The following is a 13,792-nucleotide window of genomic DNA, read 5'->3' as shown; positions in this document are numbered from 1 at the left end:
TCTGCTGCCCTATATGCCGAAGTCTCGCCCAGGTCTTGACTTAGGAACTTAAATGCATAGTCTCTGGACGTGAGGAGACGGGCACAGTCCCCGCCGCCCTTCTCCTCGACCTCGTGACCGCGACCCCGGCTCGACCACCCTCCGAGCCGGGGTCGTGGTGCCCCGGCCCCTCGGTCCGCCGGGCCGTTCAGTCCGCCAGGGCGGGCAGCACCTGCTCGGCGAACAGCCGCAGACTGCGCCACCCCTCCTCCACGGGCATCCCGCCCGCCAGCGGATGCAGCACGTAGTTGTCCAGGCCCAGGGCCACGCAGGCCTCCGGCGTGAGGACGCGGTACACGCCCTCGGCGCGCAGCTCCGCGACCGTCGTGGCCGCCGACCGCACCGCCGAGCGGATGTCCCCGGACTGCCAGGAGGCGTAGGTCCGGGCCTCGTGCAGGAAGTGCCCGCCGTGCTCGGCCCACGCCCGGTCCGGGTCCTCGGCGATGTGCAGCAGCGGGGTCTCGGCGGCCGGCATCATCGTCCAGCCCTCCGTGCCGTACTCCACGAGCCGCTCCTTGTAGTACGACTCCAGCCCGGGGAGATGGGCGCTGGGGAAGAACGGCAGCCCGAGCCGGGCGGCACGGCGGGCGGCGGCTTCGGAGGAACCTCCGACGAGCAGCAGCGGATGCGGGTCGCTGAACGGCCGGGGGGTCACCCGCACGGTCCGCCCCCGGTACTCGAACGGCTCCCCGCTCCACGCCTTCAGCACCGTCTCCAGCAGTTCGTCCTGCAGCCGGCCGCGCCGGTGCCAGTCCACGCCGAACTGGGCGTACTCCTCGGGCCGGTACCCGATACCGGCCACGGTCACCAGCCGTCCCCCGCTGAGCAGATCCAGTACCGCGATGTCCTCCGCGAGCCTCAGCGGGTCGTGCAGCGGGCCGATCGCCGCGGACACCGTGACGGCGATGTGGCGCGTCGCGCCGAACACGGCGGCGGCGAAGACGAAGGGGGAGGGCAGCCAGTTGTCGGCCACGCCGTGGTGCTCCTCGGTCTGCACGGTGGTGATCCCGTGCGTGTCCGCGTACCGCGCCATCTCCAGGGCGGCCTGATAGCGGTCGCGGAGTCCGCGGGGGGTGGAGCGGGGGTCCACGAGGTTGAAGCGCACGACGCTGACGGGCATGGCGTTCCCCTTCGCCGGGGGTGGGTGGGCCGGACAATAGCTGACGGTCAGTCAGATATCCAGAACCTCGGCCCGGACCGACGACCACGGCCACGCCGCGACCGGCCCCCCGGCCGACCCGCGCCGACCCCACAGCCCCCGGAACCGCGAGAGCCCCCGGGCAGGCAGACGTACCCCCGGGGGGCACGAGGCTGCGCCGACATGCCGCCCAGCCCCGGGGGCACGCACGCCCTGCGTCCGACCCGGTGCCGCCCCGCGTCCGATCCGCGTCCGGCCTGCGGCCGGCCCGGGGCCGCCCCGCGTCTGGCCCGCGTCCGGCCCGCGTCCGGTCTGCGCCCGGCCCGCGTCCGGTCTGCGCCCGGCCCGCGTCCGGTCTGCGGTCGATCCGCATCCGGCCCGGGGCTGCCCCGTGTCCGGTCTGCGCTCAGCCCGCAGTCGACCCGCGACCGGCCTGCGCCCGATCCGCGTCCCGCTTGCGGCCGCTCCGCGTCCGGTCTGCGCTCGGCCTGTGTCCGGTCTGCGTCCGGCCCGAGGCCGCTCCGTGTACGGCCCGGGGTTGCCCGTGTCCGGCCTGCGCTCGGCCCGCGGCCGTCCCGTCCCGCCCCACCCCGACGGAGTCGACCGCGTCGGCCCCCGGGTCCGGCAGGGCAGGGATGGATACTGGACGCGTTATGGAAACCGTCATCCTTGCTGTAGTCATCGCCGTGGTGGTGCTCGGCGTGCTCGGTGGGCTGGTCGTCGGCACCCGCCGCAGGAAGCCGCTGCCCCCACCGCCCCCCGCCGCACCGGACATCACCGCCCCCCCGGCCGAGCCGCACGTCGGCGAAGAGGCCGAGGCCCCCCGCGAAGAACCGCGCCGGACCATAGAGGAGGTGGACCTCCCCGGAGCCGCCGGCCCGGCCACCGTCGAGGAACCGCCCCTCGTCGAAGAGCTCCCGCTCGTCCCGATCGAGATCCCGGAGCCCACCGCGGGCCGCCTCGTACGGCTCCGCGCCCGCCTGGCCCGCTCCCAGAACGCGCTGGGCCAGGGCCTGCTCACCCTGCTCTCCCGCGAGCACCTGGACGACGACACCTGGGAGGAGATCGAGGACACCCTCCTCACCGCCGACGTCGGCGTCACCCCCACCCAGGAGCTGGTCGAACGGCTCCGCGAGCGCGTCAAGGTGCTGGGCACCCGCACCCCCGCCGAGCTGCGCGGCCTGCTCCGTGAGGAGCTGCTCACCCTCGTCGGCACGGACTTCGACCGTGAGGTGAAGACCGAGCCCGCCACCAGCAGGCCCGGCATCGTGATGGTCGTCGGTGTCAACGGCACCGGCAAGACCACCACCACCGGCAAGCTGGCCCGCGTCCTGGTGGCCGACGGCCGCTCCGTCGTGCTGGGCGCCGCCGACACCTTCCGGGCCGCCGCCGCGGACCAGCTGCAGACCTGGGGCGAGCGGGTCGGGGCGCACACCGTGCGCGGACCCGAGGGCGGCGACCCGGCCTCCGTCGCGTTCGACGCGGTCAAGGAGGGCAAGGAGATGGGTGCCGACGTGGTGCTCATCGACACCGCCGGCCGGCTGCACACCAAGACCGGCCTGATGGACGAGCTCGGCAAGGTCAAGCGGGTCGTCGAGAAGCAGGCGCCGCTCGACGAGGTGCTGCTGGTCCTCGACGCCACGACCGGACAGAACGGCCTCGTCCAGGCCAGGGTGTTCTCCGAGGTCGTCGACGTCACCGGCATCGTCCTGACGAAGCTGGACGGCACGGCCAAGGGCGGCATCGTGGTCGCCGTGCAGCGCGAGCTGGGCGTGCCGGTCAAGCTGGTCGGTCTCGGCGAGGGCGCCGACGACCTCGCCCCGTTCGAGCCGGAGGCGTTCGTTGACGCCCTCATCGGCGAATGACACCTCCTTTACCCCCCCTCCAAGCGACACCCGCAGCGCCCGTCCCCGGCAGACCGACACCCCGGGGACGGGCGCTTTCGCATCCGCTACGGTCCCGGGGCCGGTCCGGAGGGGGCGGCACGCCGCTGCTTCCTCCGGCACGAGCGCGACGGGCGGTGCCCTCCGGTGGCCCTGCGTGCCGGGGCGGCCCCGGCCCCGCCGTGCCCGCCGGAGGCAGCCGGGCGGGGCTCGGTCGACCAGAGGTGGTCGGTCGGCGGTGGCGCTGCGGGAGGGGCGGGGCCGACGCCGGGAGCCTGGGCGCGGGTACCGGCCCGCGGGTTCGCGGGGTGATCCGCCGGACAGGCGCTACGTTCGCGCGCGGTGCGCCATGTACGCCAGCGTGCCCAGCAGCAGCCGGGCCTCCGGCGGCCTGGTCGCCGTGTCCAGGGCGGGGGAGCGCAGCCACCGCACCGGTCCCAGGCCGCCCCGGTCGGAGGGCGGCGCGGTGATCCACGTACCGGGGCCGAGGCCGCGCAGGCCGAGGGCGGCCGGGTCGTCCCAGCCCATGCGGTAGAGCAGCGCCGGCAGTCCGGCGGCGGCACCCGGGGCGACGAAGAACTGGGCGCGGCCGTCCGGGGTCGCCGCGACCGGCCCCAGCGGCAGGCCCATCCGCTCCAGCCGGACCAGCGCGCAGCGCCCCGCCGGTTCGGCGACCTCGAGCACGTCGAACGTCCTCCCCACCGCCAGCATCACCGCCGCGCCCGGTACCTCGGCCCACGCCCGGCACACCTCGTCCAGGGTGGCCCCGGCCGGCACCCGGGGCGCGAACTCCAGGGGGTGCGCGCCGGGTGCCCGGCAGCCGGCGCGTCCGCACGAGCACACGCCCGCCGCGGCCCGCGCGCCGGGCATCACGTCCCAGCCCCAGAGCCCGGTGTACTCCGCGACGGTGGTGCACTCCGACGGACGGAACGGACGGTCTGTGCGGCCGCGCCGACGCGCGCCGGGACGCATCTCACGCATGCCGCCGATCGTGAAGCCCATGCCCCCTCCAACGGGTCCGGCGCACCGGTGGTTACGAGACGGAACCGGAAAGTCACCCTCTGTTCCCGGTTTCCCGCGCGCCGCGGTGCGGTGCACGGCGGCGCGGGCGGCGTCCGGAAGCGCCGGGGGTGGTACGCGCGGCTCCGCACGCCCCTGCGTGCACCGTTCCGCCCGCTCCCGGCCGTCTGGTGTCAAGTCAAGCGGTAAGTGGCAACCGTGAGTTCATTCGAAGGGGTGGCGAATGGTGGCGTTTCCGGGATCGCCGTGGCTGGAGCGGTGATCGTGGGATTACGCTGTGTGCACGAGTCCTGAGGACTCATGCACCCGTGGGTATGCCGGAGGCATGGAGGTATTCGTTCGGCGGGTGACAACCGGCGGACGGGCGGTCGTATGTACCGGCATTCTGGTAGGGCTTGGCGCGATCGACGGCAAGCGGTCTCGGGGATGGGGGAGTTCCAGTGGGCGACAACGGCGTAGGCGGCACGAACGCCGACAGGCGCCCCAACGAGCTGCTCGCCTCGTGGTTCGTGCGCAGCGGCTGGTCCAAGGGCGAACTCGCCCGCCAGGTCAACCGCAGAGCACGCCAACTGGGCGCCGGCCACATCTCCACCGACACCTCCCGGGTGCGCCGCTGGCTGGACGGCGAGAACCCGCGCGAGCCGATCCCCCGGATCCTCTCGGAGCTGTTCTCCGAACGGTTCGGCTGCGTCGTCTCCGTCGAGGACCTCGGACTGCGCGCCGCCCGCCAGTCGCCCTCCGTCTCCGGGATCGACCTGCCCTGGACGGGCCCGCAGGCCATCGCCCTGCTCAGCGAGTTCTCCCGCAGCGACCTGATGCTGGCGCGGCGCGGCTTCCTCGGCAGCTCACTGGTGCTGTCGGCGGGCCCGTCCCTGATCGAGCCCATGCAGCGCTGGCTCGTCCCCGGCCCCGCCGCCCCGCGCGAGGACGCCGTCACCCCGCCCTCCGGCCGGGCCCGCGGCCGGCTCTCCCGGCCCGAGCTCGACCTGCTGGAGTCGACCACGGTGATGTTCCGCCAGTGGGACGCCCAGTGCGGCGGCGGACTGCGCCGCAAGGCCGTCGTGGGCCAGCTGCACGAGGTGACCGACCTCCTCCAGGAACCCCATCCCGGCGCCACCGGCCGCACCCTCTTCAAGGTCGCCGCCGAACTCGCCCAGCTCGCGGGCTGGATGAGCTACGACGTCGGCCTCCAGCCCAGCGCCCAGAAGTACTTCGTCCTCGCCCTGCACGCCGCCAAGGAGGCCGGCGACCGCCCCCTCGGCTCGTACATCCTGTCCAGCATGAGCCGCCAGATGATCCATCTCGGCCGCCCCGACGACGCGCTGGAACTCATCCACCTCGCCCAGTACGGCAGCCGCGACTGCGCGAGCCCGCGCACCCAGGCCATGCTGTATGCGATGGAGGCCCGCGCCTTCGCCAACATGGGCCAGCCCGGCCGCTGCAAGCGCGCCGTCCGCATGGCCGAGGACACCTTCTCGGACGCCGCCGACTGGGACGAGCCGGACCCCGACTGGATCCGCTTCTTCTCCGAGGCCGAGCTGTACGCCGAGAACAGCCACTCCTTCCGCGACCTCGCCTATGTCGCCGGCCGCAGCCCCGCCTACGCCTCGCTCGCCGAACCCCTCATGCAGAAGGCCGTCGAGCTGTTCGCCGAGGACACCGAGCACCAGCGGTCGTACGCACTCAACCTGGTCGGCATGGCCACCGTGCATCTGCTGCGCCGTGAACCCGAGCAGGGCGTCCGGTACGTCCGGCAGGCCATGCGCCTCGCCGGAAAGGTCCGCTCCGAGCGTGTCAACACTCGTATTCGAAAGACCGTCGACACGGCCGCGCGCGACCACGGTGATCTCGCCGAGGTCGCCGAGCTCGGCGAGCAGCTCGCCGTGGACCTCCCGGAGGCCGCCGAAGCGGTCTGAACCGGCCGCACCCCCCAGGACCCCGGCCGCGGCCGGTCCTCCCGAACAGCCCGACTCGGCTCCCCCATGCCAGGTCACCAGGAGGACCACCGCGGCCGGAACCGGCGCTCCGCGCCCGCACCCGCACCGGCGCCGCTCCCGTGAACGGGCCTGCCCGCCGCCGGGGTTGCTCGACCGAGGGCCGCGGTGGTCGTCACCGCCCCGATTCCCCACGTCCGGCAGGGGACGGTTCACACCGCCCTCCGAAGGTTGCGCCACGATAACGATCGACACGGCGCGATTCCGGCAGTTCATCGACGCGTAACACACGAGGTGCCTTCGTCACTCCGGCGAAACAGCGAGGGGCGCCCACCGAAACGGCGCTGCGTCAATCTCATGGCGCATAACCGGCCCACCCCTCACTGACCGGACCGCTCAGGCTTCGCCCGCACGGGGCCGTACCAACCGACGAGGAGACGCCGATGGCACCAGCCATCACGCTTGCCGCGGAAGCACCCAAGCTTTCCTCCGCGAACACCGGCTTCATGCTCATCGCATCCGCCCTGGTGTTGATCATGACTCCCGGACTGGCCTTCTTCTACGGAGGCATGGTCCGGGTCAAGTCCACCCTGAACATGCTGATGATGAGCTTCATCAGCATGGGCCTCGTGACCATCCTCTGGGTGCTCTACGGCTTCTCCATGAGCTTCGGCACCGACCACGGCTCCCTCATCGGCTGGACCGGTGACTACGTCGGCTGGTCCGGTATCGACAAGATGGACCTGTGGCCGGGCTACACCATCCCGGTGTTCGTCTTCGCCGTCTTCCAGATGATGTTCGCGATCATCACGCCCGCCCTGATAAGCGGCGCCCTCGCGGACCGCGTCAAGTTCAGCGCCTGGACGCTGTTCCTGCTGCTGTGGGCCACGATCGTGTACTTCCCGGTCGCCCACTGGGTCTGGGGCACCGGCGGCTGGGCCTTCGAACTCGGCGTGATCGACTTCGCCGGCGGTACGGCCGTCCACATCAACGCGGGTGCCGCGGCACTCGGTGTGATCCTCGTCATCGGCAAGCGCGTCGGCTTCAAGAGGGACCCGATGCGCCCGCACAGCCTCCCGCTGGTCATGCTCGGCGCGGGCCTCCTGTGGTTCGGCTGGTTCGGCTTCAACGCCGGCTCCTGGCTTGGCAACGACGACGGCGTCGGCCCGCTGATGTTCGTCAACACCCAGATCGCCACCGGCGCCGCCATGCTCGCCTGGCTCGCCTACGAGAAGATCCGCCACGGCGCGTTCACCACCCTCGGTGCCGCCTCCGGCGCCGTCGCCGGCCTCGTCGCCATCACCCCGTCCGGCGGCGCGGTCTCCCCGCTCGGCGCGATCGCCGTCGGCGCCATCGCCGGTGTCGCCTGCGCCGCGGCCGTCGGCCTGAAGTACCGGTTCAACTACGACGACTCCCTCGACGTCGTCGGCGTCCACATGGTCGGCGGTATCGCCGGCTCCCTCCTGATCGGCCTCTTCGCCAGCGGCAAGGGCCAGTCGGACGTCAAGGGCCTGTTCTACGGCGGCGGGATGCACCAGTTCTGGATCCAGTGCGCCGGTGTCTTCGGAGTCCTCGCCTACTCCCTCGTCGTCTCCGCCGTCCTCGCCTTCCTCCTCGACAAGACCATCGGCATGCGGGTCACCGAGGACGAGGAGATGTCCGGCATCGACCAGGCCGAGCACGCCGAGACCGCATACGACTTCAGCGGCACGGGCGGCGGCGTCGTCGGCTCCTCCGCCGGTCCCGTCCCGGCCGCGACGCAGAGCAAGAAGGTGGACGCATGAAGCTCATCACCGCCGTCGTGAAGCCCCACCGGCTCGACGAGATCAAGGAGGCCCTCCAGGCCTTCGGAGTGCACGGCCTCACGGTCACCGAGGCCAGCGGGTACGGTCGTCAGCGCGGACACACCGAGGTCTACCGGGGCGCCGAGTACACCGTCGACCTGGTCCCCAAGATCCGTATCGAGGTCCTGGCCGAGGACGACGACGCCGAACAGCTGATCGACGTCATCGTCAAGGCCGCCCGCACCGGCAAGATCGGTGACGGCAAGGTGTGGTGCCTCCCGGTCGAGACGGCCGTCCGGGTCCGCACCGGCGAGCGCGGCCCCGACGCGCTCTGATCAGCAGAAGAACAGGAGTCGCCGGGTGACGGGTACGGACGTGCACGACGAAGCAGAGGACTCGGGACCCGGCGGCTACGCGGCGGCCCGGCTGCGCCTCCTCCAGGAGGGGGCGCGGTCCGGGCCGCCGCGCCGCAGCGCCCTCAGCAAGCTGACCGACGACTGGCTGGCCGGGCTCTTCGCGACCGCCGCCCGGCACGCCCAGGCACTCAAGGGCGTCTCCCTCGTCGCCGTCGGCGGCTACGGACGCGGCGAGCTCTCCCCGCGCAGCGACCTCGACCTCCTCCTGCTGCACGACGGCGCCGACCCCGCGGCCGTCGCCGCCCTCGCCGACCGCCTCTGGTACCCCGTCTGGGACCTCGGCATCGCCCTCGACCACTCCGTCCGCACCCCCGCCGAGGCCCGCCGCACCGCGGGCGAGGACCTCAAGGTCCAGCTCGGCCTCCTCGACGCCCGCCACCTCGCCGGCGACCTCGGCCTCACCGCCGCCCTGCGCACCACCGTCCTCGCCGACTGGCGCAACCAGGCGCCGAAACGTCTCCCCGAACTCCAGGAACTCTGCGCCGGACGCGCCGACCGCCAGGGCGAACTCCAGTACCTCCTGGAACCCGACCTCAAAGAGGCCCGCGGCGGACTGCGCGACGCCACCACCCTGCGTGCCGTCGCCGCCTCCTGGCTCGCCGACGCCCCCCGCGAGGGCCTCGACGACGCCCGCCGCCGCCTCCTCGACGTACGCGACGCCCTCCACCTCACCACCGGCCGCGCCACCGACCGCCTCGCCCTCCAGGAACAGGACCAGGTCGCCGCCGAACTGGGCCTCCTCGACGCCGACACTCTGCTCCGCCAGGTCTACGAGGCCGCCCGCGTCATCTCCTACGCCAGCGACGTCACCTGGCGCGAGGTCGGCCGCGTGCTGCGCTCCCGCGCCGTACGGCCCCGGCTGCGCGCCATGCTCGGCGGCGGGAAACCCGTACCGGACCGCTCCCCGCTCGCCGAGGGCGTCGTGGAACAGGAGGGCGAGGTCGTCCTCGCCCGCGCCGCCCGCCCCGACCGCGACCCCGTCCTCCCGCTGCGCGCCGCCGCGGCCGCCGCCCAGGCCGGACTCCCGCTCTCCCTGCACGCCGTGCGGCGTCTCGCCGGCACCGTCCGCCCGCTGCCCACCCCCTGGCCCGCCGAGGCCCGCGAACAACTGGTCACCCTGCTCGGCTCCGGCCACCCCACCGTCGAGGTCTGGGAAGCCCTGGAGGCCGAGGGCCTGATCACCAAGCTGCTGCCCGACTGGGAACGGGTCCGCTGCCGCCCCCAGCGCAACGCCGTCCACGTCTGGACCGTCGACCGCCACCTCATCGAGACCGCCGTCCGCGCCTCCGAGTTCACCCGCCGCGTCAGCCGCCCCGACCTCCTCCTCGTCGCCGCGCTCCTGCACGACATCGGCAAAGGCTGGCCGGGCGACCACTCGGTGGCCGGCGAGATCATCGCCAGGGACGTCGCGGCCCGCATCGGCTTCGACGGCGCCGACGTCGCCGTCCTCGCCACCCTCGTACGCCACCACCTGCTGCTCATCGAGACCGCCACCCGCCGCGACCTGGAGGACCCCGCCACCGTCCGCGCGGTCGCCGAGGCCGTCGGCACGCAGAGCACCCTGGAACTCCTGCACGCCCTCACCGAGGCCGACGCCCTCGCCACCGGCCCCGCCGCCTGGTCCTCCTGGCGCGGCTGGCTCGTCACCGAACTCGTCCGCCGCGTCTCCGCGGTACTCGCCGGCGACTCGCTGGACGAGCCCGAGCCCGGCGCGCCCACCGCCGAGCAGGAACGACTCGCCATAGAGGCCTTCCGCACCGGCAGCCCCGTCCTCGCGCTGCGCGCCCAGACCGAACCGCCCACCGACGACGAACCCACCGGTGACCCCGAACCGCTCGGTGTGGAACTCCTCATCGCCGTACCCGACCAGCCGGGCGTGCTGCCCGCCGTCTCCGGCGTCCTCGCCGTGCACCGGCTGACCGTCCGCACCGCCGAACTGCGCGCCCTCGACCTGCCCGCCGACTTCGACGGCGGCTCCGTGCTGCTGCTCGACTGGCGGGTCGCCGCCGAGTACGGCTCCCTGCCGCAGGCCGCCCGGCTCCGCGCCGACCTGGTACGGGCCCTCGACGGCTCCCTCGACATCGCCGCCCGCCTCGCGGAGCGGGACGCGGCCTACCCGAGGAAGCGGGGCTGGGTGGCGCCTCCGGCGCGGGTGACGGTGGCCCCGGCGGCCTCCCGGCACGCCACGGTGATCGAGGTCCGCGCCCAGGACGCCCCCGGCCTGCTGTTCCGCATCGGGCGGGCACTGGAGGACGCGGGAGTACGGGTGCGCAGCGCCCACGTCTCGACCCTCGGCGCCAACGCGGTCGACGCCTTCTACGTGACGACGCCCACGGGCTCACCCCTGCCGGTGCAGGAGGCGGAGGCGGTGGCGCGGAAGCTGGAGGAGATGCTGCGCGGGTGACGCCGGCCGGTGCGGGGCGCCGACCGGGAGCGGCGTCCCGCGGACGAGCCACGGGCCGAGCCCACCCTGTCCAGCCGGAGCGGACGAATTGCCCGCCGGGCCGGATACTCTGGAGGGCAGCCCGAAAAGACCCCGACCCCGAGGACCGACGCCGCCGTGTTCGATACTCTCTCCGATCGCCTCTCAGCGACTTTCAAGAACCTGCGCGGCAAAGGACGGCTCTCCGAGGCGGACATCGACGCCACGGCCCGCGAGATCCGCATCGCGCTCCTCGAAGCCGACGTGGCCCTGCCCGTGGTGCGTTCCTTCATCAAGAACGTCAAGGAACGGGCCCTCGGAAGCGAGGTCTCCAAGGCCCTCAATCCGGCCCAGCAGGTCTTGAAGATCGTCAACTCCGAGCTGGTCACCATCCTCGGCGGAGAGACCCGGCGGCTGCGGTTCGCCAAGCAGCCCCCGACCGTCATCATGCTGGCCGGTCTTCAGGGCGCCGGTAAGACCACCCTCGCGGGCAAGCTGGGCCACTGGCTGAAGGGGCAGGGCCACTCGCCGCTGCTGGTCGCCGCCGACCTCCAGCGCCCCAACGCCGTCAACCAGCTCAGCGTCGTCGCCGAGCGCGCCGGCGTCGCGGTCTACGCCCCCGAGCCGGGCAACGGTGTCGGTGACCCGGTCAAGGTCGCCAAGGACTCCATCGAGCACGCCCGCGCCAAGGTCCACGACATCGTGATCGTGGACACCGCCGGCCGCCTGGGCATCGACCAGGACATGATGCGGCAGGCCGCGGACATCAGGGACGCCGTCAGCCCCGACGAGATCCTCTTCGTCGTCGACGCCATGATCGGCCAGGACGCCGTCAACACGGCCGAGGCGTTCCGCGACGGCGTCGGCTTCGACGGCGTGGTGCTCTCCAAGCTCGACGGCGACGCCCGCGGCGGTGCGGCCCTGTCGATCCGGCAGATCACCGGCAAGCCGATCATGTTCGCGTCGAACGGTGAGAAGCTCGACGACTTCGACGCGTTCCACCCGGACCGCATGGCCTCCCGCATCCTCGACATGGGTGACCTGCTCACCCTGATCGAGCAGGCGGAGAAGACGTTCAGCCAGGAAGAGGCCGCCAAGATGGCCTCCAAGCTGGCGTCGAAGAAGGGCCAGGACTTCACCCTGGACGACTTCCTGGCCCAGATGGAGCAGGTCAGGAAGATGGGGTCGATCTCCAAGCTCCTCGGCATGCTCCCGGGCATGGGTCAGATCAAGGACCAGATCAACAACATCGACGAGCGTGACGTCGACCGCACCGCCGCGATCATCAAGTCGATGACCCCGGCCGAGCGCCAGGAACCGACGATCATCAACGGCTCCCGCCGGGCCCGTATCGCCAAGGGCTCCGGCGTCGAGGTCAGCGCGGTGAAGAACCTGGTCGAGCGGTTCTTCGAGGCGCGCAAGATGATGTCCCGGATGGCACAGGGCGGCGGGATGCCCGGTATGCCGGGCATCCCGGGCATGGGCGGCGGCCCCGGCCGCAGCAAGAAGCAGCCCAAGCAGGCCAAGGGCAAGCAGCGTTCCGGCAACCCGATGAAGCGCAAGCAGCAGGAGCAGGAGGCCGCCGCCCGCCGAGCGGCCGCCGCCGAGGGCGCCGGCGCGTTCGGCCTCCCCCAGCAGACCGGCCAGGACTTCGAACTCCCGGAAGAATTCAAAAAATTCATGGGCTGACCCCCACCCTCTCAGCCCGCCCGGTTCAGCCTGTCCGGCGTTTGAGGACGAGGCCCGAAGGGCCGACAGGGGGTCTGGGGGCGCAGCCCCCAGGGACGGGACGGGAAGGGGCGGCGGGGGCGAGACCCCCCGGCCCCGGCCCACCCCTACGGCCCGCCCGACCGCACAGCCCGGCGCGGCGCAGCGCTAGCGCACACGGGCGACCAGGTACCGAAAGACGTTCGGCATCCACACCGTCCCGCCCCGCCGCACGAACGGCGTAAGCGCCTCCGCCAGCTCCTTGCCCACCTGCGTCCGGTCCGCCGCGGCCACCGCCCGGTCGAACAGGCCGGTCGACATCAGACCGCGTACCGCGCTGTCGGTGTCGGCGTACCCGAACGGGCAGGCCACCCGCCCCGAGCCGTCCGGCCGCAGGCCGTTCCGCTCGGCGGTCTCCTCCAGGTCGTCGCGCAGCGGGAACCGCGGGCGGCCCGCGCCGCACGCCGCGTCCACCGGTCCGCCGGCCGCCCGCAGCACACCGGACGTGGCGCAGCGCTCCGGAGGCCCCCAGCCGACCAGCACCACGGCCGCCCCGCGCCCGGCGAGCGGCAGCGCGGCCGAGAGCTGCGCGTCGAGCCGCTCCGCGTCGCCCGCCCGGCAGCCGAGGGGTTCGAAGGCGGTCACCAGCGTGTACGGGGGCGTCCCGGTGCCGGCCGCGTCCCGCGGGGAGCCCTCGACGATCCGGGCCGCCACCCGTGGGCGCGGACCGCGGGCGCCGGGCTGAAGGCGGGCCCGCGCGAGGGCGAGCCGCTCGGGGGAGGAGTCGACGCCGGTGACGGCGGCGCCTCTGGACGCCGCCATCAGCAGGGCGAGTCCGGAACCGCAGCCGAGGCCCAGCAGCCGGGTGCCGGGGCCCACTTCCAGCCGTTCGTGGACGGCTTCGTAGAGCGGTACGAGCATCCGCTCCTGGATCTCCGACCAGTCACGCGCGCGTGCACACAGGTCCACCCGGGGCGCGGGCCCCGCGTGAGGCAGCTGGTGCCGCACGAGCGTAGGTGTCATCAGTAAGCGCCCCAATCTGCCGAAGGTCGACGGGTGTGCCGGTGTCCGGACCCCGTGCCGTGCGCTTGCGATTCCCCCGTGCGTGGTTCCCGTATGCCAGGTAACTCCCCGTCCGACCCGTCGTCCAGGGGTTGTGGAGCCCGGGATGCCGCCGGACACGGGAGGTGGCGAGATTTCACATTCCGGTTACCTGGGGCCGTAGCATCGCGCCATGGCGGGGGCACCCGTTCCGGCAGGGCCGCGGGAACCCCGGTGACGGGCCGGTTCCGCCCGGTGCGGCCGCGAGCGGTGACACCCCCGGACGGCCACCGGCACGCCGGCGCCGGGACTACGTCAGACTACGTACCGGCTTGGTACGAGCTGTGCGGCTTCTCCGCAGATCAGCGCACCCGCCCTCGTCGGGACGCATCAGTTACGACTGACGGG

At 73.1% G+C, this 13,792-nt stretch carries 9 protein-coding genes; 6 read left to right on the top strand and 3 right to left on the bottom strand.

Going from position 1 to position 13,792, the window contains the following annotated elements:
• Positions 1-187 precede the first annotated feature (187 nt).
• Positions 188-1,159 (bottom strand): LLM class flavin-dependent oxidoreductase, encoded by a 972-nt coding sequence (locus ABZ862_RS17090; RefSeq protein WP_360958518.1) that lies wholly within the window; start codon positions 1,157-1,159, stop codon positions 188-190.
• Between the two features lie 671 nt (positions 1,160-1,830).
• On the opposite strand from ABZ862_RS17090, the gene ftsY reads away from it, so the two are divergent.
• The gene (gene ftsY / locus ABZ862_RS17085; protein ID WP_360958515.1) at positions 1,831-3,042 is read left to right on the top strand and encodes a signal recognition particle-docking protein FtsY; all 1,212 of its coding nucleotides are present in this window, start codon (positions 1,831-1,833) and stop codon (positions 3,040-3,042) included.
• A 345-nt stretch (positions 3,043-3,387) separates the two neighbouring features.
• Here the strand turns inward: ftsY and ABZ862_RS17080 are convergent, their stop codons facing one another.
• On the bottom strand, positions 3,388-4,062 hold the full coding sequence (locus tag ABZ862_RS17080) for a bifunctional DNA primase/polymerase (RefSeq protein ID WP_360958512.1): 675 nt from the start codon (positions 4,060-4,062) through the stop codon (positions 3,388-3,390).
• Between the two features lie 458 nt (positions 4,063-4,520).
• Here ABZ862_RS17080 and ABZ862_RS17075 point away from each other — a divergent pair, with 458 nt between their 5' ends.
• From ABZ862_RS17075 to ffh, 5 genes are all read left to right on the top strand, one after another.
• A complete protein-coding gene (locus tag ABZ862_RS17075) occupies positions 4,521-5,996 on the top strand; it encodes a hypothetical protein (RefSeq protein WP_360958509.1) in 1,476 nt (491 codons plus the stop codon).
• Positions 5,997-6,457: 461 nt separating this feature from the next.
• A complete protein-coding gene (locus tag ABZ862_RS17070; protein WP_360958506.1) occupies positions 6,458-7,798 on the top strand; it encodes an ammonium transporter in 1,341 nt (446 codons plus the stop codon).
• Complete coding sequence (locus ABZ862_RS17065; RefSeq protein WP_360958503.1) at positions 7,795-8,133, top strand: P-II family nitrogen regulator; 339 nt, start codon at positions 7,795-7,797, stop codon at positions 8,131-8,133. The genes ABZ862_RS17070 and ABZ862_RS17065 overlap by 4 nt, the downstream gene beginning before the upstream one ends.
• Before the next feature lie 25 nt (positions 8,134-8,158).
• On the top strand, positions 8,159-10,618 hold the full coding sequence (locus ABZ862_RS17060) for a [protein-PII] uridylyltransferase (RefSeq protein WP_360958500.1): 2,460 nt from the start codon (positions 8,159-8,161) through the stop codon (positions 10,616-10,618).
• A gap of 156 nt (positions 10,619-10,774) precedes the next feature.
• A complete protein-coding gene (ffh, locus tag ABZ862_RS17055; protein ID WP_360958497.1) occupies positions 10,775-12,325 on the top strand; it encodes a signal recognition particle protein in 1,551 nt (516 codons plus the stop codon).
• Between the two features lie 186 nt (positions 12,326-12,511).
• Here the strand turns inward: ffh and ABZ862_RS17050 are convergent, their stop codons facing one another.
• Complete coding sequence (locus ABZ862_RS17050) at positions 12,512-13,366, bottom strand: methyltransferase domain-containing protein (protein WP_360958494.1); 855 nt, start codon at positions 13,364-13,366, stop codon at positions 12,512-12,514.
• Between the last annotated feature and the right edge of the window lie 426 nt (positions 13,367-13,792).

It is taken from the genome of Streptomyces sp. NPDC047000, from assembly GCF_040644295.1.
In the GTDB taxonomy this organism is placed as follows: Bacteria; Actinomycetota; Actinomycetes; order Streptomycetales; family Streptomycetaceae; genus Streptomyces.
The sequence above is the reverse complement of the archived record's forward strand: the minus strand, read 5'-3'. Positions and strand labels throughout refer to the sequence as shown.

What these genes read in the sequence shown, in the direction of transcription:
- ABZ862_RS17090 (WP_360958518.1), bottom strand. Translation starts at nt 1,159, where the DNA reads ATGCCCGTCAGCGTCGTGCGCTTCAACCTCGTGGACCCCCGCTCCACC.
- ftsY (WP_360958515.1), top strand. Translation starts at nt 1,831, where the DNA reads ATGGAAACCGTCATCCTTGCTGTAGTCATCGCCGTGGTGGTGCTCGGC.
- ABZ862_RS17070 (WP_360958506.1), top strand. Translation starts at nt 6,458, where the DNA reads ATGGCACCAGCCATCACGCTTGCCGCGGAAGCACCCAAGCTTTCCTCC.
- ABZ862_RS17080 (WP_360958512.1), bottom strand. Translation starts at nt 4,062, where the DNA reads ATGGGCTTCACGATCGGCGGCATGCGTGAGATGCGTCCCGGCGCGCGT.
- ABZ862_RS17065 (WP_360958503.1), top strand. Translation starts at nt 7,795, where the DNA reads ATGAAGCTCATCACCGCCGTCGTGAAGCCCCACCGGCTCGACGAGATC.
- ABZ862_RS17050 (WP_360958494.1), bottom strand. Translation starts at nt 13,366, where the DNA reads ATGACACCTACGCTCGTGCGGCACCAGCTGCCTCACGCGGGGCCCGCG.